Origin of the sequence: Rhizobium sp. BK591 (assembly GCF_014195045.1) — a bacterium.
GTDB lineage: Bacteria > Pseudomonadota > Alphaproteobacteria > Rhizobiales > Rhizobiaceae > Rhizobium > Rhizobium anhuiense.
Genome location: NZ_JACIAZ010000006.1, coordinates 435,390 through 456,614 on the forward strand (window position 1 = coordinate 435,390; position 21,225 = coordinate 456,614).

The 21,225-nt window shown below is 62.3% G+C and carries 22 protein-coding genes; 15 read left to right on the top strand and 7 right to left on the bottom strand.

Annotated elements, in window-relative coordinates; translation table 11 throughout:
• Nucleotides 1-94 precede the first annotated feature (94 nt).
• The 8 genes from FHX10_RS26775 (at nt 95) to FHX10_RS26810 (ending at nt 6,900) form a co-directional block, all read left to right on the top strand.
• Nucleotides 95-2,452 carry a putative monovalent cation/H+ antiporter subunit A gene (locus FHX10_RS26775; protein WP_184390614.1) on the top strand — a complete coding sequence of 786 codons (2,358 nt, stop codon included), beginning with the start codon at nt 95-97 and terminating at the stop codon, nt 2,450-2,452.
• Nucleotides 2,453-2,456: 4 nt separating this feature from the next.
• Nucleotides 2,457-2,876: a Na(+)/H(+) antiporter subunit B gene (locus FHX10_RS26780; protein ID WP_028757652.1), complete on the top strand. Its 420-nt coding sequence runs from the start codon at nt 2,457-2,459 to the stop codon at nt 2,874-2,876.
• Nucleotides 2,873-3,253 (top strand): Na+/H+ antiporter subunit C, encoded by a 381-nt coding sequence (locus FHX10_RS26785; RefSeq protein WP_184390616.1) that lies wholly within the window; start codon nt 2,873-2,875, stop codon nt 3,251-3,253. The genes FHX10_RS26780 and FHX10_RS26785 overlap by 4 nt, the downstream gene beginning before the upstream one ends.
• A 67-nt stretch (nt 3,254-3,320) precedes the next feature.
• Nucleotides 3,321-4,877: a Na+/H+ antiporter subunit D gene (locus FHX10_RS26790; RefSeq protein WP_097542707.1), complete on the top strand. Its 1,557-nt coding sequence runs from the start codon at nt 3,321-3,323 to the stop codon at nt 4,875-4,877.
• Nucleotides 4,874-5,350 carry a Na+/H+ antiporter subunit E gene (locus FHX10_RS26795; protein ID WP_063476653.1) on the top strand — a complete coding sequence of 159 codons (477 nt, stop codon included), beginning with the start codon at nt 4,874-4,876 and terminating at the stop codon, nt 5,348-5,350. The genes FHX10_RS26790 and FHX10_RS26795 overlap by 4 nt, the downstream gene beginning before the upstream one ends.
• Nucleotides 5,347-5,700 (top strand): cation:proton antiporter, encoded by a 354-nt coding sequence (locus FHX10_RS26800; protein ID WP_063476654.1) that lies wholly within the window; start codon nt 5,347-5,349, stop codon nt 5,698-5,700. Before FHX10_RS26795 ends, FHX10_RS26800 begins: the two co-directional genes overlap by 4 nt.
• The gene (gene mnhG, locus FHX10_RS26805) at nt 5,697-6,029 is read left to right on the top strand and encodes a monovalent cation/H(+) antiporter subunit G (RefSeq protein WP_097542706.1); all 333 of its coding nucleotides are present in this window, start codon (nt 5,697-5,699) and stop codon (nt 6,027-6,029) included. Before FHX10_RS26800 ends, mnhG begins: the two co-directional genes overlap by 4 nt.
• A gap of 439 nt (nt 6,030-6,468) precedes the next feature.
• On the top strand, nt 6,469-6,900 hold the full coding sequence (locus tag FHX10_RS26810; protein WP_003557810.1) for a MucR family transcriptional regulator: 432 nt from the start codon (nt 6,469-6,471) through the stop codon (nt 6,898-6,900).
• 430 nt (nt 6,901-7,330) lie between these two features.
• Here the strand turns inward: FHX10_RS26810 and FHX10_RS26815 are convergent, their stop codons facing one another.
• Nucleotides 7,331-7,753, bottom strand: coding sequence for a SufE family protein (locus FHX10_RS26815; RefSeq protein ID WP_028757571.1), 423 nt, complete (start codon nt 7,751-7,753; stop codon nt 7,331-7,333).
• A 435-nt stretch (nt 7,754-8,188) separates the two neighbouring features.
• Complete coding sequence (locus tag FHX10_RS26820; RefSeq protein ID WP_097542705.1) at nt 8,189-8,683, bottom strand: DUF5330 domain-containing protein; 495 nt, start codon at nt 8,681-8,683, stop codon at nt 8,189-8,191.
• A gap of 450 nt (nt 8,684-9,133) precedes the next feature.
• Between FHX10_RS26820 and FHX10_RS26825 the strand changes: the two genes are divergently transcribed.
• The 4 genes from FHX10_RS26825 (at nt 9,134) to FHX10_RS26840 (ending at nt 13,561) form a co-directional block, all read left to right on the top strand.
• Nucleotides 9,134-10,675, top strand: coding sequence for a sensor histidine kinase (locus FHX10_RS26825; RefSeq protein WP_048338354.1), 1,542 nt, complete (start codon nt 9,134-9,136; stop codon nt 10,673-10,675).
• Complete coding sequence (locus FHX10_RS26830) at nt 10,647-11,567, top strand: peptidoglycan-binding protein (protein ID WP_097542704.1); 921 nt, start codon at nt 10,647-10,649, stop codon at nt 11,565-11,567. The genes FHX10_RS26825 and FHX10_RS26830 overlap by 29 nt, the downstream gene beginning before the upstream one ends.
• 121 nt (nt 11,568-11,688) lie before the next feature.
• A complete protein-coding gene (locus FHX10_RS26835; protein WP_063476658.1) occupies nt 11,689-13,137 on the top strand; it encodes a methyl-accepting chemotaxis protein in 1,449 nt (482 codons plus the stop codon).
• Nucleotides 13,138-13,216: 79 nt separating this feature from the next.
• Entirely contained in the window at nt 13,217-13,561 is a 345-nt protein-coding gene (locus FHX10_RS26840) for a DUF1491 family protein (RefSeq protein WP_097542703.1), read from the top strand.
• A gap of 19 nt (nt 13,562-13,580) precedes the next feature.
• Here the strand turns inward: FHX10_RS26840 and FHX10_RS26845 are convergent, their stop codons facing one another.
• The gene (locus tag FHX10_RS26845) at nt 13,581-14,630 is read right to left on the bottom strand and encodes a DUF2336 domain-containing protein (RefSeq protein WP_063476708.1); all 1,050 of its coding nucleotides are present in this window, start codon (nt 14,628-14,630) and stop codon (nt 13,581-13,583) included.
• A 248-nt stretch (nt 14,631-14,878) separates the two neighbouring features.
• Nucleotides 14,879-15,085 (bottom strand): hypothetical protein, encoded by a 207-nt coding sequence (locus FHX10_RS26850; RefSeq protein WP_047614508.1) that lies wholly within the window; start codon nt 15,083-15,085, stop codon nt 14,879-14,881.
• Between the two features lie 542 nt (nt 15,086-15,627).
• Here FHX10_RS26850 and FHX10_RS26855 point away from each other — a divergent pair.
• Complete coding sequence (locus FHX10_RS26855) at nt 15,628-15,795, top strand: hypothetical protein (protein ID WP_003546657.1); 168 nt, start codon at nt 15,628-15,630, stop codon at nt 15,793-15,795.
• A 14-nt stretch (nt 15,796-15,809) separates the two neighbouring features.
• Here the strand turns inward: FHX10_RS26855 and FHX10_RS26860 are convergent, their stop codons facing one another.
• From FHX10_RS26860 to FHX10_RS26870, 3 genes are all read right to left on the bottom strand, one after another.
• Nucleotides 15,810-16,358 carry a membrane protein gene (locus FHX10_RS26860; RefSeq protein ID WP_047614314.1) on the bottom strand — a complete coding sequence of 183 codons (549 nt, stop codon included), beginning with the start codon at nt 16,356-16,358 and terminating at the stop codon, nt 15,810-15,812.
• Nucleotides 16,351-16,938: a DUF1214 domain-containing protein gene (locus FHX10_RS26865; RefSeq protein ID WP_048338358.1), complete on the bottom strand. Its 588-nt coding sequence runs from the start codon at nt 16,936-16,938 to the stop codon at nt 16,351-16,353. Before FHX10_RS26865 ends, FHX10_RS26860 begins: the two co-directional genes overlap by 8 nt.
• A gap of 178 nt (nt 16,939-17,116) precedes the next feature.
• Nucleotides 17,117-19,303, bottom strand: a complete 2,187-nt coding sequence (locus FHX10_RS26870) for a transglycosylase domain-containing protein (protein ID WP_063476661.1) — start codon at nt 19,301-19,303, stop codon at nt 17,117-17,119.
• Between the two features lie 204 nt (nt 19,304-19,507).
• On the opposite strand from FHX10_RS26870, the gene FHX10_RS26875 reads away from it, so the two are divergent.
• Both FHX10_RS26875 and FHX10_RS26880 read left to right on the top strand, forming a co-directional pair.
• The gene (locus FHX10_RS26875; protein ID WP_097542702.1) at nt 19,508-19,984 is read left to right on the top strand and encodes a YcgN family cysteine cluster protein; all 477 of its coding nucleotides are present in this window, start codon (nt 19,508-19,510) and stop codon (nt 19,982-19,984) included.
• Between the two features lie 222 nt (nt 19,985-20,206).
• Nucleotides 20,207-21,190 carry a TerC family protein gene (locus FHX10_RS26880; protein WP_097542701.1) on the top strand — a complete coding sequence of 328 codons (984 nt, stop codon included), beginning with the start codon at nt 20,207-20,209 and terminating at the stop codon, nt 21,188-21,190.
• Nucleotides 21,191-21,225: the final 35 nt, after the last annotated feature.

Consider the following 21,225-nt stretch of genomic DNA (forward strand, 5'->3'; position numbering starts at 1 on the left):
GAAATCGCTTGAGGCGCCCTCCCGTTTCGCCTAAGTCATGAAGACAGGCCGGTTTTCGCTGGCATTTCGTTTCTTTTGCGGTTGGGGAGGAGACATGGCCGATGTCACGGCTCTGACATTTCTGGCCCTGTGTCTCCCGCTCGCCGGCGCTCTTGCTGCCCCCTTCGTCATCCGCATGCTCGGTGCCAACGGGGCCTGGCTTCTGGCGATCGCGCCCTTGCTCGCCTTCCTGCATTTCCTGCGTTTCGTCCCGCAGATCGCGCGCGGCCAGGTCGTCACCGGCGGGTATGCCTGGGTACCGAGCTATCATCTCTCCTTCTCCTGGTTCCTCGACGGCCTGTCGCTGGCTTTCGCGCTGCTGATCACCGGCATCGGCACCCTGATCGTGCTTTACGCCGGCGGCTATCTCAAGGGACACAAGGATCAGGGCCGCTTCTTCTCCTTCATCTTTCTCTTCATGGGCGCGATGCTCGGCCTCGTCGTTTCCGACAGTTTCCTGATGCTCTTCATCTTCTGGGAACTGACATCGATCACCTCCTTCCTGCTGATCGGTTTCGATCACGAGCGGGAAGCGGCTCGCCGCGCCGCCCTGCAGGCGCTTGTTGTGACCGGCGGGGGAGGGCTCTGCCTGTTGGCCGGCCTGCTGCTGCTCTGGAACATCACAGGCGTCACGCAGATGTCTGAGCTCACAGGCTTCGGCGATGTCGTGCGCGAAAGTCCGCTCTATCTCGCCGCCCTCATCCTGGTCCTGGGCGGTGCCTTCACCAAGTCGGCGCAGTTTCCCTTTCATTTCTGGCTGCCGAACGCCATGGAGGCGCCGACGCCGGTTTCGGCCTACCTGCATTCGGCCACCATGGTGAAAGCCGGCGTCTATCTCTTGATGCGGCTCAATCCCGTCATGGGGGCGACGGCTGCCTGGGAAATCCTTCTGCCCTTCTTCGGCGGGCTGACGCTGGTGGTCGGCACCACGCTCGCCATCCGCCAGACAGACCTGAAGCTCAAGCTTGCCTATACCACCGTCTCATCGCTCGGCCTGCTGGTCATGCTGATCGGCTTCGGCTCGGAACATGCGGTGGAGGCGGCGGCCCTCTATCTGGTGGCGCATTCGCTGTTCAAGGGCGCGCTCTTCATGGTCGCCGGCATCATCGATCACGAGACCGGCACACGCGATATCACCAGGCTCCGCGGCCTGATGCGGGCGATGCCGCTGACTTGGATCATTGCGCTCGCGGCGGCTTTCTCCATGGCCGGCCTGCCGCCCTTCTTCGGCTTCCTCGCCAAGGAGGAGATCTATACCGCCCTTATCGACGGCGACATCCGCGCGCTGACCTTCACCGCCATAACCGTCTTCGGCAATGCGCTGATGTTCGCGATCGCCTTCGCCGTGGCGCTGAAGCCCTTCCTCGGCCAGCCGGTGGAGACGCCGAAATATCCGCACGAAGCGCCCGTCCTGCTCTGGCTCGGCCCGGCCGTTCTCGCCATCCTCGGCCTGCTCGCGGCGGTCTTTTCGACTTTCACCCATGCCGTTCTGTCCTCGCCGATATCAGCCGCCATCCGCCAGACCCCTGTGGAAATCGACATTTCGCTGACGCCGCATCTCGGCCTGCCTTTGGCACTCTCCGCTCTGACCGTGCTCGTCGGCATCGGCGTCTACTGGCAGCTCGCGCCCGCCCGCTCTGCGATGGCCGTCCTCCTGCGTGCGGCCGGGCGCGGGCCGGATCACGGTTTCGACCTCGCCATATCCGGCCTTGTCCGCTTCGCCGCCCGCGCCATGCGTGTGCTCCAGCCGGGGCGGCTCGAGATCTATGTCACCTGCACTTTCCTCTGCGTTGCCGCCATCCTCATCGTCCCGCTTGTCGTCTATGGCGAACTGCCGCGTCTTCCCGCCTGGCCGGCCGATGTCAGGCTGCATGAATGGGCGGTCTTCCTGATCGCCGCCTTCGGCCTTGCCGCCGTGCTCGTCGCCCGCGACCGGCTGACGGCGATCGTCTCGCTCGGCATCCAGGGTTTCGCCGTCGCCATCATCTTCCTGCTGTTCGGTGCGCCGGATCTCGCCTTCACCCAGTTCATGGTCGAAACGCTGTCGGTGGTCATCCTCGCCCTCGTCATGACCAGGCTTCGCCTCTCGCCCGCCGACCGGCGCCCGCTCGGCCGCAGGCTCTTCGACGGAGCGCTTGCACTGGTCTGCGGCCTCGGCTTCGCGCTTCTGCTGATGCGGGCGACCGAGGCGCCGTTCAACGACGCGCTGACGGTCTTTTTCAACACCTATTCGAAATCGATTGCCCACGGCGCCAATGTCGTCAACGTCATCATCGTCGATTTCCGCGGCACCGACACACTCGGCGAAATCGCCGTCGTCACCGTCACCGGCCTCGCCATCCTGGCGCTGATCCGCATGCGCGCCGGCGCCGAGCGCAAGCTTGCCGCCAATGATCCCGGGGTGGAGGGCTGATCCGATGAACACCCTGATCTTCCGCACCGTCGCCCCGTTCCTCACCGCGCTGATGCTGCTGTTTTCCGTCTTCGTGCTGCTGCGCGGCCACAACGAGCCGGGCGGCGGCTTCATCGGCGGGCTGATCGCCGCCTCGGGACTGGCGATCTACGGCATTGCCAGCGGCGTTGCCGCCGTTCGCCGGGCGCTGTTCTTCCATCCGCTGTCGATTGCCGGCTTCGGCCTGCTGCTGTCGACCCTTGCCGGCCTTCTCTCCATCCTCTTTGCCGTTCCCTTCATGACCGGCCTCTGGATCTATCCGAACCTCTTCGGTCTCGAAGTGCCGCTGTCGAGCGTCATGCTCTTCGATGTCGGCGTCTATCTCGTCGTGCTCGGCGCCATCACCTCGATCGCGCTGGCATTGGAAGAAAAGGAGGTGGGATGATCGAGCCGCTTCTTTCGATCCTCGTCGGCCTGTTCTTCGCCGCCGCCATCTATCTCTTGCTGTCGAAATTCTCGATCCGCATCGTGCTCGGCATCGCCATCCTCGGCAATGCCGTCAACCTGCTGCTCTTCACCGGTGGCCGGCTGACGCGCGGGGTGCCGCCGATCATTCCGGCGGGTCTCGAAACCTTGCCCGTAGGTGCGGCCAACCCGCTGCCGCAGGCCCTCATCCTGACGGCGATCGTCATCTCCTTCTCCTTCCTCGCCTTCCTGCTGGTGCTGACCTATCGCGCCTATCAGGACCTCGGCACCGACGACACCAACGACATGCGCGCCGCCGAGCCCGACGACCGGCCGCTGCCGCCATTGGGGTATTGAGGCGGATGCTGGTGCGGATGCTTGCCCCATGGCAAACCCTTTCTCGCGGTAGTGGAGGCGTCACCTGATGGCCGCCCCAACCACCGTCGATCTCTCCGATGCCCTGATCGCCGCCCCGGTGCCGCTCGCCCATTGGCTCGCCATCCTGCCGGTCGCCCATTGTATCACGCTCGGTGCGGTTCTGCTGATGCTCCGTGGCTATCCACGTGTGCAGGCCTGGCTTGCCATATCAGGGCTTGCGGGCCTGGCGCTGATCGATGCGGCGCTGCTCGCCAAGGTCGCAGCCGAAGGGCCGCTGACCATGGTCATGGGGCGCTGGCTGCCGCCCTTCGGCATCGCCTTCACCGTCGATCTCTTCGGTGCGCTGATGACCTTCACAGCAGCTCTTGCGGCGCTCGCCGGCGGCATCTATGCGCTGGCCGATATCGGTCAGAGCGGCCGGCGGTACGGTTTCTTCCCGCTGCTCATGCTGCTGATGGCCGGCGTCACCGGCGCCTTTCTCACAGGCGATATCTTCAATCTCTATGTCTGGTTCGAGGTGCTGCTGATCTCTTCCTTCGGGCTGATCATCCTCGGCTCCGAACGTGAACAGATCGACGGCGCGCTGAAATATGCGGTGCTCAATCTCATCGCCACGACGCTGTTCCTGATCGGCGTCGGCATTCTCTATGCTGCCTTCGGCACGCTCAACATGGCCGATATCGCCGCAAGAGCGAGGGATTTGCGCGGCACGGCACCGCTGATGACGCTGGCGAGCCTCTTCCTGCTCGCCTTCGGTATGAAGGCGGCCGCCTTCCCGGTGAATTTCTGGCTGCCCGCCGCCTATCATACGCCGCGCATCGTGGTCTCCGCGCTGTTTGCCGGCCTGCTCACCAAGGTCGGCATCTACGCGCTGATACGGGTGATCGTCATGCTGCTGCCGGTGGAACGCGCGGAACTGAGTCCGCTGATCGCGCTCGCCGCTGCCGCTACCATTGTCGTCGGCGCTCTCGGCGCTCTTGCCGAAAACGATATCCGCAGGCTGTTCGGCTATGTCGTCATATCGGGCATCGGCAACATGCTCGCCGGCGTCGCTCTCGGCGGCGTCAGCGGCCTTGGCGGCATCAGCGGCGCGGTCTTCTATGCGCTCCATTCCATGGTGCTGATGACCGCACTTTATCTTGCCGCCGGCGAGATCGCCCGGCGCGGCGGCGGCTTTTCACTGTCAGCCCTCGGCGGGCTCTACCGGCAAAGCGGCGGCTTCACCGCGCTCTCCCTGGTGCTCTTCCTGGCTGCCTGCGGCTTACCGCCCTTTTCCGGCTTCTGGCCGAAAGTCATGCTCGTCAAGGCCTCGCTCGATAGCGGCGCCTGGTGGCTGGCGGCGGCGATTCTCGTCGGCGGTTTTTTGACGACGATCGCCTTCGGCCGCCTCTTCCTGCTCGTCTATTGGCGCCCGGCGGCGATGGTGCTCGCTCCGTCGAGAGCGAACTGGCGCACCGGCCTGCCGCTCGCCGCGCTGACGGCGCTGGTCATCGGCTTCGGCATCCTGCCGGAACGGCTGCTGGCGCTGTCGCAATCGGCGGCCGCCGGCCTTGTCGAACCAGGGGCCTATCTTCATTCGGTCTTCCCGGGAGGCGCGCGGTGATCGCCTTCCTCTTCAACCTGCTGCTGGCCATTGCCTGGGTCGCCGTCACCGGCAGCGCCTCGCTGCACAATCTCGTCTTCGGCTTCCTGCTTGGGGCCCTGGCGCTGGTCGTCATCCGCGACTCTTTCGGCGGCAAGGGGGGGCATATCCCTCGCGTCGGCCCGCTGCTCTCGCTCGCCGCTTTGTTCCTGAAGGAATTGTCGCTGTCGGCCTGGAAGGTCACGGTCACCGTGCTCTCGCCCGATATGAAGCTGAAGCCCGGCATCTTCGCCTTCCCTTTGACGGTGACGAGCGATTTCGAGATCACCTTGCTCGCAAACCTCATCACCCTGACGCCCGGCACGCTTTCGGTCGACGTCTCCACAGATCGCCGCACGCTTTATGTCCACGCGCTCGATTGTTCCGATCCGGAGGCGAGCAAGCGTGACATCGCCAACGGTTTTGAACGCAAGATCATGGAGGCCTTCCGGTGATCACACCTGCCGCCATCGTCGCGGTCGCATCCTCGGCCGCACTCGTCATCCTCGGCCTGGCGCTGATTCTGACGGTCTGGCGCGTCGTCGCCGGGCCGACATTGCCGGATCGTATCCTGGCGCTCGACATGCTGACCGGCATCGCCATTGGTTTCATCAGCGTCATCGCGGTCAAAACCGGCTTTTCGCTCTATATCGATATCGCCATCTCGCTCGGTCTCGTTGGCTTCCTGGCGACGGTCGCCTTCGCCCGATTCGTGCTGTCGCGCGGCAACATCAAATCGCCGCCTTCCGCAGCTGCAGCAAAGGGTGGCGGGAATAAGCGCCGGGCAGGGGGCAAGACGCGATGATGGATTATCTCGTGGCTGCGATCACCGCTGCGTTGCTGATTGCCGGTGCGTTCTTTGCGCTGGCGGCGGCGATCGGCCTGGTCAGATTGCCCGATCTCTACATGCGCATGCACTCGGCCTCGAAGGCCGGTACGGTCGGCTCAGGCCTGCTGCTGCTTGCCGCCGGCCTCTATTCGCAAGATCTGGCGATTCTCGCCCGCGCCATTGCCGGCTTCGTCTTCTTCCTGCTGACAGCGCCGGTGTCTGCCCATCTGCTTGCCAGAGCTGCCCATCATTCGGGATATGATCTCGCTGCACTCTCGGTTCGTGACGATATGCCGGATCGCTGAGCCTGTGTGTTTGGCGACTTTACCAGATTTATGCAAAACTTATGCACAGGAAGCTGTGAGTAAAGCTTGCCGGAAAGCCCTTCAATTCTTCATCTGTCATTTTTTCTCAAGAAAAACGACAAATAATAATTGGCCTTTTGGCCAAACGATGGTATTTGAAAATGCAAGTAGAGTTCTGATTGTGAATTGCAATCGTACTGCTTCCAAGTCCCTCAGTTTTGATTTTTAATGTCTAAACTGAGGCCGTCGCGTGGAGCATGACGTAGTGGTTTCCAGTCAGGCAGTATAAGAATAGGTATCGGTCTTCGGAATCTAGGGGTGGATTTCGCGTTTTTCGAAACAGAAGGTCGCTTCCTGTACTTTTGCTGTTCGCTTCTACGAGGCGGGTCTTTGACGTGTCAGTCAAAGACCGTTTGAGCATGCTAACAGGAGAAAGAATATGACGGATATAGCGACCGGCAATGCGCCGGAGCTGCTTGTGGAACTGACGGCCGACATCGTCGCGGCTTATGTCAGCAACCATGTTGTACCGGTCAGCGACTTGGCCAATCTGATTTCCGACGTGCATTCGGCACTGAGCAACACGTCCGTTCCGCAGCCTGCTGCGGCGATCGTCGAAAAGCAGAAGCCTGCAGTTTCTGTCCGCAAGTCCGTACAGGACGAGCAGATCACGTGTTTGGAATGCGGCGGCAACTTCAAGTCCCTCAAGCGTCACCTGATGACGCATCACAGCCTCTCGCCGGAAGAATACCGCGAGAAGTGGGACCTGCCGACCGATTACCCGATGGTAGCGCCCGCTTATGCCGAAGCGCGTTCGCGCCTGGCAAAGGAGATGGGCCTGGGTCAGCGCCGCAAGCGCGGCCGCGGCTGAGCTTTTTCGAAAGCGTCGACGACAAGAGCCGGGCCTAGTGCCCGGCTTTTCAATTTGTGGAACTTCGCTCTCGACACGGCGTCATGCCATTGCTGTCCGGTTCGCGCAGGCGCGGCATCACCTTCGCCCCGTTTACGGGGGCCGAAGGATGGGTCGAGACCCTGTGGCTCGAACCCGGTAGGTTAGAGTGAGGGGCCGGTCTCATGTTTTTGTGTGCCGTTTCAAGGCGAGGAAAATAATCTTTCCAGTATTTCGAGCCTGCGCAAATGATTCGTGCGGATGTCCAGAGAGCGTGCGCGATCCCGTCTTATGCTTTGCCGGCGGACTTAGAATGTATTCCTATACTATGAGAAAGTGTGAATATACTGGAGAGCGGGCGCTTGCGAATCCACCGCCTGTTTGCTTCAAAGCCGATCGGCCATGATCGCGTTCAAGCCGCGACGCGGACTTTCGCCTCTTCGCGGATCCGGTTCACCATCGAGCGCAGTCCGTTCGAGCGCTGCGATGACAGGTTCTCCACCAGCCCGATCTTCGAGAAAATCTCGAAGGCATCGAGCCCGGCAATTTCGGATGCCGGCTTGCCGGAATAGGTGGCCAGCACGATGGCGACGAGACCGCGCACGATATGGGCGTCGGAATCCCCCTCGAAACTCATGACCGGGTTGTCGGGATCGCCTGTCGTATGCGTCACCAGCCAGACCTGGCTGGCGCAGCCCATCACCTTGTTCTCGGAGGTGCGCTTCTCCTCGGCCAGGTCGGGCAGCGCCTTGCCGAGTTCGATGACATAGCGGTAGCGGTCTTCCCAATCGTCCAGGAAAGCGAAGTCGTCGATGATCTGGTCGAGGGATGCCATGGAGAAGCCTTTCACTGTTAAAGCAGTTCCAGCAAAAGTGCGCAGCGGTTTTGCGTCCGGAATGCGTGAGGAAATGCTCTAGATGTGCATATAGGTGAAAGACCGGCAGTTTTGAACCACTAAAGCAATTCCAGGAAAAGTGTGAAGCGGTTTTCCCAGGCAAAGCGCGAAGCGGTTTTGCCGGGAATTGCGCAGACCGGAGCAATTCCAGGAAAAGTGTGAAGCGGTTTCCCAGGCAAAGCGCGAAGCGGTTTTGCCGGGAATTGCGCAAACAATAGAAAAAACGCCGTGAGGGATGGGCATCCTCACGGCGCAGCAACATGCTGAATTAAACAGGGCAGGCACGTCAGGCATGGGGCATCACCGCGTCATGCGGACCACCGATGCAAGCTGTAAAACCGAAAGGCACTGCGGGCGGGTGCCCGCGAAATTTCGTCAGATCGCCGGCTTTGGCGTCGGCAGCGGAATCGCGCCCGTTACCACCGTCTCGGCTGCGGCATCATCCTCGACGGGCGGGCGGTAAGGCATCGGCTGGTTGAGCGCGGCCTTTGCCTCGCGCACCTTTTCCTGGATGGTGGGTGCTGCCAGCGAAGGCATGTTGAGTGCGACCGGCGTCTGCGGTTCGCCAAACTTAGCGGTCGCCGGCGCCTCGTCCTTGAACTGGCTGTCGAGAAGTTCATAGGCAACGCGCGCGCCCTCGCGGGCCCGGTAACCGAGTGCGGTGAGGGTTTCGCCGCCCTTGGCGCAGACCTCGGGTTTTTCCGAGCACATGCCGGTGAGATAGTCATAGGCGCCGCTGGCGGCGGTGAAGGCGTCGGAAAGCTGCAATTGCGGGCCGCTGGCGAACTTGTCGGAACTCTCCGTGCTGAAGACGGAGAGAAGCACGAGCACAAGGCCAAACCAGAAGGATCCTTTGATCAGAAACCACATTGTCGTTGCCCATCCTGTTTCCCGTCCGGTTCTTGTCGCCGAATCAGGCCGGTTGTCCGGTGTGTTTTCACCCTACCGCCAAGTTGCGAATGCCGCTTTTCGAAACTCACGCGCATTTGCGGCAAATTTAGTTCAAATTTTAGCGAACGGCATTTGAGGGACATTTTAGTCGAATGCGAGCGATCGGCGTTAAGCATCAGGGCAGGACCTCCTTGCAATTGCAGGGCTTTTGCCGGCTCGCCTTGCCACAGGAGTTAACGCAATGCTGAAATATGAGGAAAATCCGTCGCTTACCTGCTATTAACCACAAAAGGCAAAGACGCTTCCAGATGCCTCAAAACGGGAAATTCGGTCGTTTCAGGCTGTGAACTGCGCTTTTGCCTTATCCTTTCTTTAAGTCGCCAAGGCCTATTGTCCGGATCGATAGACAGCCTTTTGGGCGGGTATTGCGTGCGTGTATTGAGTAACATTGGCGGCTGGGTGACGGCCCTCGTAGACCGGGCAGCGACAAGCTGGCTCTCCCGGACCGGGGGCGGTGAAGCCGTGCGTCAACGCGAGCTCGCGATCCTGCGCCGCCTCGTGCTGTTCTCGTCGGTCGCTCTTGTCGCCGCGCCCATCGGTCTTTCGGCGGTCACCAGTCCGGCTGTCGCGCTGCCGGCCGGTGTCGCCATGGTCTGCGCCGCCTTTCTCTTTTCCGCCGTCGGCAGCATCGCGCTCGCCCGTCAGGGTTCGTCTGCCGGTATCGCCACGCAGTCGGCCGAGGATTTCTTCCTTGCCGCCACTCCCGGCCTCGTCTTCTTCCTCGACCCGCACGGCAGTGTGGCGACCGTCGGCGGCCGCGACCGGCGCGATTTCCTCGCCTGGATGCGCGATCCCAAGGGCAGGGGCTTTCTGGAGCAGGTGCATGTCTCCGACCGCATTCTTTTCCTGCAGGCGCTCGATGACATGCGCCGGGGCGAGGATGCGGCAAGCGTCGATCTGCGCCTCGATCGGCCCTCGGTCTCGCGCGATCAGCGCCAGTTCGCTTATCTTAGAATGGACATGACGGCCCGGCGTGATGCCGACGGCGAACTTGCCGCCATCATTGCCCAGCTGCGCGATGTCTCCGTCGAGCAGCAGCTGCGTGACGAAGCCCAGAACCGCGCGGCCGATGCCGAATCGGCAAACGACGCCAAATCGCGCTTCCTCGCCGCCGTCAGCCATGAGCTGCGCACGCCGCTGAACGCCATTCTCGGTTTTTCCGATATCCTGATCGGCGAATATTTCGGCAAGTTCGAAAACGACCGCCAGCGCGAATATGTCGGTCTGGTTCGCGAATCCGGCGCGCATCTGCTGTCCGTCGTCAACACCATGCTCGACATGAGCAAGATCGAAGCCGGTCGCTATGAGCTGATCCTCGAAGCCTTCGATATTTCGAGCTCCGTCAAATCTTGCGAATCGATGCTGGCATTGCAGGCCAAGACCAAAGGCCTCACGCTGACCAGCCGTATCCAGCGCGGCCTCGGCGAAATCGTCGCCGATCAGCGCGCCATCCAGCAGATCCTCATCAATCTCGTCGGCAATGCCATAAAGTTCACCGAGGCCGGCGGCGTCGTCTCGGTCGATGCGGCGGCGCGCGACGGCATCCTCAAGCTGACGGTCAGCGATACCGGCATCGGCATCCCGGCCGACAAGCTGGCCTCGCTCGGCCAGCCCTTCGTCCAGATCCAGAACGACTATACCCGCCGGTTCGAAGGCTCCGGCCTCGGCCTTTCCCTGGTCAAGGGACTGGTGGCGCTGCATGGCGGACATTTCGCCATCGCCAGCCAGCCGGGCGAAGGCACGATTATCACCATCGAGATCGCGGTGGACGGCTCGGGCGCCAAACACGCCGAAGACGCCGGCCATGGTGCGACTGTCGAGTTTCCGCCGCGGCTGAAGGGCGCGGTCAATACAGGTGCAGAACTGGAAGAGGGGCGCTTCGATGGCCGCGCGCAAGCGAAAATCGCCTAAGGGAAAAAGGGGACGGCAGCAGCCGGGCCTACTGATGTCAGGCGCCGCCGCCCTCGGCGGGCTCAGCCTGCAGGGCGCATCCGCGCTCGGCGGCGTCATCGGCCGCAATCCGTCGGTCGCCGGTGGCACGATCACCTTCGTCGTTATCTTCTCCTTCGTCGCCGCCAATGCGCTCTGGTATCAGCCGGGTCTGCATCCGCACCCGATCTTCCGCACCCGCGATCCCCAATCTCCAGCCGTGCTCGGCGCCCGCCGCCTGGCCGAGGAGCAACAGGGCGACGTCACCACCTTCCGGATCGAACGGCCGGAGGATGCCGCCACCACCAACGCGACGCCAGCGCCGGCGGCACCCGGTCAGCAGCCGAGCCAGCTCGTCATGGAGATCCAGCAGCAGCTGGTGCGCCGCGGCCTCTATAACGGCACCCCCGACGGCATCATCGGTCCGCGCACCAGTGCAGCCATCCTCTTCTTCGAGGAGACCGTCGGCATGGCCCAGACCGGCGATCCGACGCCGGAGGTGCTGGCGGCGCTGAAGACCGATGCATCAGGCCCTTCGACCGTGCCCGCCGAAAAGCCGGCCGAGGATGTGAGCTCGAAGGCGGCGGCGGAAGACCCGGTGGCAGCCGCGATCCGCAGCGCCGAAAAGACGGTCAAAACGTCTCCATCGGCCGCAAAGCAGGTTCCCTCTGGCGGACTCACCAATGTCGATCTGGTACTGAAGATCCAAAAGGGCCTTTCCAACATGGCCTATGCCAATGTCGGCGTCGACGGCGTCGCCGGCGAGCAGACCCGCGCAGCCATCCGGCATTTCCAGAAGCACTACAACCTGCCCGAAAACGGTGAGCCGACCGAGGCGGTGCTGAAGAAGCTCAAGGAAATTGGCGCGATCTAGCGGCTCCGCAGTTACCGAGTGGGCCTTCTCTCTACAACCTAAGTCTAAGGTGCGGCCGCTGTTTGCAACTTGTTAACCATATTGCCTGAAGCTTTTCTGATTGAGGCGGGGGAGCGTCGGCATGCATGCGCTGAAGGCGATAGACGATCTGGCCGGAGAACCGGCGGTCGAAGCGGAAGGCCCTGATCCCGAGGCGTTGCGCCATATCCTGCTGCGCCTTGCCGAAGAGGCTTCCACCCTTGGCATCGATCTCGTCGATATCGCCGGCGCCATACAGGATATGGCGGGAATGTCGGCTCGGCATGCCTCCGCCTTCGATGATGTCACCCGTACCGCGCTTTCGATCGCCGAGACCAACCGCTCGGTCGCCGTATCGTTGCGCGAAACCGACCGCACGGCGGCAGAGGCTCGTCACATGTTGAAGGAATCGGCCGACCGTCTGACGGGCTCGGTCGCCGAGATCGGCCACATGGTTCAGTCCTCGAACGAGATCGGCACTGAGATCGCCGGCTTCTCCAAGTCGCTTGCCGATGTCGACAACATCGCCGAGGAGATCAGTACCATCGCCCGCCAGACCAACCTGCTGGCGCTGAACGCCGCGATCGAGGCGGCGCGCGCCGGCGATGCCGGCAAGGGTTTTGCGGTCGTTGCCGCCGAGGTCCGGGCGCTGTCGCTGCAGACATCGAAGGCGACCGGCTCCATCCAGCAGACGCTCGACGAACTGCGTGTGAAGATCGACCGGCTGTCGGCCGTCGGCAGCGATGCGCGCGACAGTGCGGCCGGTGTGCGCGACAAGTCGGAGGCGATGCGCGGGGCCTTCGAAAGCATGGAACATGTCATCACCCGCATCCTCGACAGTTCGACTGTCATGGCCAACACCACTGAGGCTGTCGATCTGCAATGCGCCGGCTTCGTCGGGAAACTCGGCGAGATGTCGGCCGAGGTCGCCGGTTCGAATGTCAGGTTGCAGCAGGCGGCAAAACGCGTCGACAGCGTCGTCGGCCTCTCGGAAACCCTGATCCAGCTGACGGCGAGCGCCGGCGTCAAGACCGCCGACAGCCATTGGATCGAGGAGGCGCAGTCGGTGGCGAGGCAGATTTCCGCCGCCTTCGAACGCGCCGTTGCCGAGGGACAGATCGGGCTCGATGCTCTGTTCGACCGGCGTTATCGGCCGATACCGGGCTCGGATCCGGCCCAGGTGATGGCCGCCTTCACGGAACTCACCGATCGCCTGCTGCCACCGATCCAGGAACCCGCGGCAGCTTCGGACGAGCGTATCGCCTTCTGCGCGGCAATCGACGAGAACGGCTATCTGCCGACCCACAACCGCAAATTCTCGCAGCCGCAGCGCCCCGGCGACGTCGTCTGGAACACCGCCAATTGCCGCAATCGCCGTATTTTTGCCGATCGCGTCGGCCTTGCCGCCGGCCGCAGCACCGCGCCCTTCCTCGTCCAGACCTATCGGCGTGACATGGGCGGCGGCAATTTCGTGATGATGAAGGATATCTCCGCTCCGATCACCGTCCGCGGACGGCATTGGGGTGGATTGCGGCTCGCAGTCAAAGTCTGACCCTCGTCAAACCCTGACTCCATGGGTCAAACACTGACCCTGCATTGCCGCCGCCGGCGCGCCGGTCTATACCGCGCCGATGAGATTACGCGCCGACATCTTCGTTTCCGCCCTCCTGCGTCGCGTCTTCGCTAGCGGCGATTTTGCCGCCGTCGAGAAAAAGGGGGCGGAGGAGGCGGGTGCGATCTTCATCCGCCAGCATTTTCGCGACGGCCTGGAAACGCTCTATGCGCCGGCGCCGCAGACCGCCTTCGACGACGGCCAGGCCGGCGACCGGCTGTTCGAGATCCGCCTGTTGCGAGCCGAGCCGGAAGCGGTGCGCGCCATGCTGGAGCGTGAACGCAGGTTCGATCCCGATCTCTGGATCGTCGAGCTGGAGGCGGAGGAATTGGGAGACGTGATCCCGCTTGCCAAGGACGGCTGACAGCCGTCCCCTCGTCGGCTCAGCGATACCGCCGTCCCATGACGCGCATGTCGCGTTGCGGCGGCGTCTGGCGGATGAAGCGGTGGTTCGGCGTTTCCTGAGGGGGCGTCACATTCGGCGCCTCCGGCTTATAGGTGTAGCGATCGGCGCGCCGCCAGGCGTCCACACGGTCGTGGCATTCTTCCGGATCAAGTGCATCGAGCACCATCCAGCCGCGTGTGACGTTGTGCTGCTGTTCGGCAAGATGCGGATAGAGCCTTTCGAGCACGAAGACGGCATCAAGAAAACCCATGCCGAGGCTGGTCAGCGTCGTGGCGAGCTGTTGGCCGGAAAGATCAAGCATGATGCGCTCGGCAAGCCAGCGGCTGGCGGACAGCGCATCGGCAAGGGCTGTTGCGAAATGCGCCGCCTCGCGGGAGCGGGCGAAGCGCACCAGCAACGCCTCCTGAATGTCGGTGAGCGTGCGCAGGCCGAGCCTGTCCTCGTCGGCACGGCCGAGATGACCGGCAAGCCCGAGAAGGCGCTCGCGCAACGCCTCTTCGTTGGCCACCCGCTGTTCCTCCAGCGCATCCGCCTCATTGGTTTCGGTGGGCGTCGGCGAAAGCGGGACTGCCGGCGATTCCGTGATCGGTGCCGAGGCGGCGGCCGATCGCGGCTGGGTCTGGCGCAGCGCCACCAGCGCATCGATGACCTTCGGCGAGAGTGAATCGCGGCTGACGATCGCCTTGACATGCGCAGCACCCTGCATGCGCGCGATGGTGATCAGCGTATCGTCGGCAATTGCCTTTGAGGCGGCAAGAAAAGGGGCGGCGATCTCGATCGGCTGATTGCCGATGAACAGCGCCACGGCGGCCGGCATGTTCTCGCATTGGGACAGGGCTGCGACCGCCTGGCGCTTGGCCTCGTCGGAGGAGGCTTGGAACAGCGGCATGAAAAGCTCGGCAAATTGGCGCAGTTCGGACCGTGTCGGATGCGACAGGTTCTCGAAACTGCTGACAGTCGCCATCAATACCACGTCCTTTTTCCTGACGGCCAAGGGGCCTTCTAGGTCTCGAAACCGGTCACGCACAACAATACCCCGAAAACGCAGAATAAGGGGACCACAGGCCGATATGCGCTGGCGGAACGCATGTCGGGCCATACGGTTATGAATAAATCCTACACCGGTACGGTTAATGCATGCTGAAGATTTTATTAAAATGTAACAGAAATATACACGCAACGCGTGTCGCGGCATGGTTGGCCGGCAATATCAGAATGCGCGGTTTGAAAGGGCGCTGGGCCGCCTGCGTATCGCCGCTGCGATTGCGGAAAAGTTCAGGCGATCCTGTGATCGCGCAGCGCGTGCAGCAGCTTTTCGCGGCTGTCGTAACCGGCTTGATAGAGGTCGAGTGCGGTGGATGCCGCAAACTGCGCCTCGACGCTTCTGATGTCGATGCGCCGTTCCGCGCACCAGTCGTCGAGCGCACTGCGCAGCACGTCGAGATCCTCAGGCGAGAAAGAAGAATTCACCAGCAAAGACACCGCTTGCACTCCGCATTCCGGCAAGAGCGTGGATGATCCGCGATCGATCGGGGCCCGGAAACGTATGATCGATGACATCAACAATACGCGCATCTCAGTCGCTCGCAATTAAATATTTTCATGAAGCATTTTTGCAACACTGCCTTTTTCCGCGCGTGCAAGCTTGCCGCCTCAATGCCAACTATATGAATTGTTTCTAATTTTACGCGTCGATCTTCAACCCTGTCTTTCCGTGGGCGGCGTGAAACCAAATCAACTCTTCGCGCGTTACAGAGGAAGTGAGGTGAACTGTGTTTGGCATCCGCCGAATATTAGTAAACTGTTAACTGTCATCTGTCTCAATTCGGATAGGAACGACGCGATTTGAGTGTTTGGATCGTTGAAACTCCGCATCACGGTATTTCAATCAGGTGCCGTGGGAAAGGCGCGAATGCCCTCGGTCCGGTCATCCCGGTTCCGCAGGACGCGCCGGCCCGCACATTGGCGGGCAGGGTGAAATCCATCGCAAGTTCATCCGTCTCGGGCAGTGCATGGAGACGAGAATGGCAATAGTAGTCGCATTGGCGGATCGGCGGCCGCGGGCGCCGCGTCGTCCGGACAAGGAGCCCCGCGAAGCCAAGATCCTCTGGTTCACCGGCGTTCGCTACGAGCGCTTGGCCGAGAGCCCGAAACATCGTCCGGCGCCCGCGCCGCGCGTCAACAAGAAGTAACCGCTTGTTCAACCTCAGCGAGCGGTGAATTGCTCGCAGCCGGCTTCCGTGAGAAAGTTGCGCGCGGCCTCATTAAAGCTCGCCTGCGGCGCCAGCGTCCGCAGCACGGCATAGCCGTCCGGCCGTGCCATTTCCACCAGGATCGCCTGCTGCAATTCCTGCGGCAGGTTCTTGCGCAGGTCCGTCAACTGGATCGGACCGCCGGCCAACACATCGAGCGCCCCGCCGACCGACGTCCTGTCGTTCATGCTGAAGACCTCATTGGAGGCGCTGTCATAGATCGCGATCGACCAGAAGGGCACATTGCCCTTGGCGGTGAAATGCACCGGCCCATCTTCGATGTCGAAGGAGCAGACAGCGGTGCGCACGAAGGGGTCGCCATTGGCAAGGCCGGCCTCGTCATACCGGTCGGCGAGCAGATAGAAATTGTTGAGGTCGCCCTCCGCCTCCACACGGGTCGCCGCATCCCTGCCGGTGAAATGCGGCAGCGACAGGATGATGACGAGATGCAGCAGGGCTGCGCCGAAAAGACCGGTGAGGATAGCGAAGAATATCCTAAGCATTGCCGCATCCGGTCTTGGTGAGCTTCGGCATGGCGAGGTCGATCACGCCGGAGCTGCCGGCGGTCGGGGTGTCGAACAGCGTCAGCACCAGCCGGAAGGTGCCGGCTTCCGGCAAGGCCAGCCAGTTGCCCGGTTGCGCGACGGCTGCGATCTCGATCGAGAAGCTGCTGTCCGGCTGGCGCAGCACCGTCCAGGAATTCAGCGCCGAGGGATGCCCGGTCTTCACCGCCGCCGGATTGCCGCCATTGTCGGCGGTAAAGAGGGTCCAGAGCCGGGCAGGCGGCGTCTGCCCGCTGATGCGGTAGCGGCAGTTGGCATTCAGCCGGCCGCCCTCGTCGTCGACGCTCGCCGTAAAGGTCAGGCCCTCGGCGCTGCCATAGAGCAGCTTGCCGGCGCGCGCCCGGTGCGACTTGGCGTAAGGGTCGGCTTCGACCGTCTGCAGCGCCGGAAACGCCTCCCAGGCGCCGAGCTTGATCGCCCCGAAACCCTGCGTCGCATCCAGCGCATAAAGCGAAATCATGATCCCGCCGCCGAAGGCGACGATCAGCGTGATCGCGATAAAGAGGGGGAATCGAAACACGTCAAGACCTTGGAAACCATATCGGATGAAAGGGTTACCACTGATTCTGGCGGGGTGGAATGGCGCGCCGCGACATAGGCGCCGATTGATCCCCGGTTGGTGGCGGCAACCGGATGAGGGGCAGGCACCGAGGATCTGCTGGGTCGACGATTTCTGAATCTGCGCGTGATGCCGCCAACTACTCCGCGCTCGCCACCTTCGCAGGCGCGAGCGGAGCGGCATTCTTCAGCTTCTCGCCGAGCTTCTTGAGGATGTCGGTCGATTGAACCGAGAGCATGCGCGGCCGGATGAGCTGCGGCAAACCGTCCTGCGGCTTGGCGGCGGCTGTTTTGGCGAGGTCCTTTTCCGAGGGCAGGGGGTTTTCGATGCCGGGAATGGCGCGCAGCGTCACACCCTGATGGGCATAGTCCATAGCGCGCTTGAAGGTCATCGCCGGCAACGAGCCGCCGGTCATCTCGTTGGTCGAGGTATAGTCGTCATTGCCGAACCAGACGGCGCAGGTGTAGTTGCCGGTGTAGCCGACGAACCAGGCGTCGCGATAGGCCTGGGTCGTACCGGTCTTGCCGGCGGTCACAATGCCGTTGTCGAGGGCTGCCTTGCGCGCCGTGCCGACATAGGGAACGCGCGACAGCATCTGGTTCATATAGGCGTCGGCCTGTTCCGAGAGCACACGTTTCGGCGCCGGCTCGTCGCGGTCGAAATCATAGAGCACGTCGCCGTCGTAATCGAGGATCTGGGTGATGCCGTGGCGGCGCGACTGGTAGCCGCCGGCCGGGAAGGTGGCATAGGCCGTCGCCTGGTCGAGCACCGTCACCTCGGAGGTGCCGATCGGGATGGTGACGTCGTCGCGGATCGGTGTTTCGACGCCGAGGTTCTTCGCCATCGCCCGGATCGGCTGAATGCCGAGTTTTTCCTTGGCGAGCCGCACCGGCACGGTGTTGATCGACTGGGCGATCGCGGTCTCGAGCGTGATGCGGCCGGCATAGCGGTTGGCATAATTATGCGGGCTCCAATTGCCCCAGGAGATCGGCGCGTCGACGATCGTCGTCTGCGGCGTCATCCCGCTCTCCATCGCCACCGAATAGGTGTAGACCTTGAAGGAGGAGCCCGGCTGGCGCAGTGCCCTGGTGGCGCGGTTGAACTGGCTCTCGCCATAATCCCGGCCGCCGACCATGGCGCGCACGGCGCCGCCGTTTTCGATCATCACCATGGCACCCTGCTTGGCGTGATAGGCCTCGCCATATTCGCGCAGCGACGTTTCGACCGAATCCTCGGCCGCCTGCTGGATGCCCATGTCGATCGTCGTGCGCACGATCAGCGAATGCTGGTGGAAACGCGGTGAAAGCCGCTGCACCTCGTCGAAAGCCCAGTCGAGGAAGAAGTCAGGCGATTCCACTTCGTTACGGTCGACGACGGTCGCCGGATTGCGCCGGGCGGCGATCACCTGGCCTTCGGTCATCAGTCCGCTCTGCACCAGATTGGTCAGCACTTCGTTGGCGCGAGCACGCGCTGCCGGCAGGTTGACATGCGGCGCATATTTCGCCGGCGCCTTGAACAGGCCGGCAAGCATGGCGGATTCGGCAAGGTTCACATCGGTGATGTTTTTGCCGAAATAGAACTGTGCCGCCGCCGCGGCGCCAAACGTACCGCCGCCCATATAGGCCCGGTCGAGATAGGTGGAGAGGATTTCCTTCTTGGAAAGGTTCGCCTCGAGCCACAGCGCCAGGAAGGCCTCGGTGACCTTGCGGTCGATCGAGCGTTCGTTGGACAGGAACAGGTTCTTGGCGAGCTGCTGGGTCAGCGTCGAGCCGCCCTGGACGACCTCGCCGGCGCGCGCATTCTCGCTCATGGCCCGGAAGAGGCCGATGAAATCGATGCCGAAATGGTCGAAGAAGCGCCGGTCCTCGGTGGCGATCACCGATTTGATCAGCGAATCCGGCAGCTCGTCGATCGGCACGGAATTCTGGTGGATGACGCCGCGGTGGCCGATGACGTTGCCGTAGCGGTCGGTGAAGGTGACAGCGAAATCGCCGCGATTGCGCCAGTCCTCCTTGGTCGCCTCGAAGGCGGGCTGGGCGAGCAGCAGCATCAGCACCGAGCCGGCCGCCCCGAGCGTCAGCCCTTCGCCGGCAAGTTCGAAGACCATGCGCTTCCAGCCGCGCACGCGGAAGCGGCGGAAGAAGATGGTGATGTCTTCCCAGATCTCGGCGGCGCGGAAGCCGGCGTTCCAGACGGTCGAATCGATCCAGGAATCGATGCGCAGCAGAATGTGACGGCTCTTCCTCGGCCGCTTGTCCGCCGCCCCGTTCGCCACTTTTCCGGGCTCGTTGTCTGGCCCGTTTTCTGGGTTGTCCGGATCCTGCACGTCCTGTATTCCCGCCTGATCGTGCTTCGGTCATCTCCGACGAAAGCGCAAGGCCCGCATATGGCCGCAAAGCTCTCCGATACCAGGAGAGAATTCTCCGAGTACCAGGAGTATATTGAAGAATTGATTGATTTTGCGGCTGATAACAAGAGAGATGCATAAGGGTCACGCGAATTTGCGGGCCGCTGTTGCAAGAAACGAACGATGAACGATCTGCCCTTCTGGACGAGCAAGACGCTGGCCGAAATGACCGTCGCCGAGTGGGAAAGCCTCTGCGATGGCTGCGGCCTCTGTTGTCTCAACAAGATCGAGGAATGGGACAGCGGCGATATCTATTTCACCTCGGTGAGCTGCAAGCTGCTCGACGGCGAAAGCTGTCGTTGCTCCAGCTATGAGAACCGCTGGGACTTCGTGCCGGATTGTGTGCAGCTGACCAAGGAGAACGTGCCCGATATCGCCTGGCTGCCGCCCACCTGCGGCTACCGGCTGGTCAATGAAGGCCATGACCTCTACTGGTGGCACCCGCTCGTCTCCGGTGACCCGGAAACCGTTCATGCCGCCGGCATTTCCGCGCGAGGCCGCACGATCAGCGAAAACGAGATCGATATCGACGATCTCGAGGACTACGTCGTCGACTGGCCGCTGACCGTGGGTGAGGTAAAGGACGATGAGGAAGCCTGAGGCGGCCGGCGCTCCCGGCTTTCTCTTGCGGGGCGAGTGACGCATTCGCACTGCCGCCTCCCGCGCGACATATAAAATTGGCGCCGGCCGCTGCTTGATTATTGAAAAGTGAGACCCCACTTGCGGTGCGACCCGCTGGTCCGGGCCCCTCTGGCGAGAGCTTCGGCACTCTTGCGATGTCGGACCTCTTCTCCGACAACCAGTGCCGACAGGGGACTATCCTTGAATCTCTCTTTTTTGTTCGTCGAGTGGCTGGGAACGCCGCTCTGGATGTGGTCGAGCTTTTTCGCCCTCGTCATCGCCATTCTGTCGTTCGACCTCGGTATTCTTCATAAGCAGAACAAGGAAATCGGCGTCGGCGAAAGCGTCAGGCTTTCCGCCCTCTATATCGCGCTCGGCCTCGCCTTCGGTGGTTGGGTATGGTGGTATCTCGGCTCCGAGGCGGGCCTTGCCTATCTGACCGGCTTCGTCGTCGAAAAGACGTTGGCCCTCGACAACGTCTTCGTCATTGCCCTGATCTTCTCCTTCTTTGCCGTGCCGCGCATCTACCAGCACCGGGTGCTCTTCTGGGGCATTCTCGGCGTCATCCTGTTGCGCGCCATCATGATCGGCGTCGGCGCCACGCTGGTCGCCGAATTCGCCTGGCTTCTCTATATCTTCGCCGCGTTCCTGATCGTCACCGGCATCAAGATGCTGTTCGTCAAGGATGCCGAGCCTGATGTCTCGAAGAACGTCCTCGTCCGCTTCATGCGCAGCCGCTTCAACGTCACCGACGAACATCACGGCGAGCGGTTCTTCGTCAGAAAGGCAAACCCCAAAACGGGAGGGATGACCTGGTTCATCACGCCACTCTTCATGGCGCTCGTGATGGTCGAAGTGGCAGACGTCATCTTCGCCGTGGATTCGGTGCCCGCGATCTTCGCGATCACCACCGATCCGTTCATCGTCTACACCTCGAACATCTTCGCGATTCTCGGCCTTCGCGCCCTCTATTTCGCGCTGGCGGCGATGATTCATCGCTTCCGCTATCTGAAGCCCGCGCTTGCCATCGTGCTGATCTTCATCGGCTCGAAGATCTTCCTCGCCGATCTGCTGGGCCTGGAAAAATTCCCGGCCGCGCTCTCGCTCAGCATCACTTTCACGATCATCGCCGCCGGCGTGGTCTGGAGCCTCCTGAAGACGCGGGATCCGCAGCAGCCCGCCTGAGCGGGCTCTGCACACGCAAACGCTAACAAAGGAAG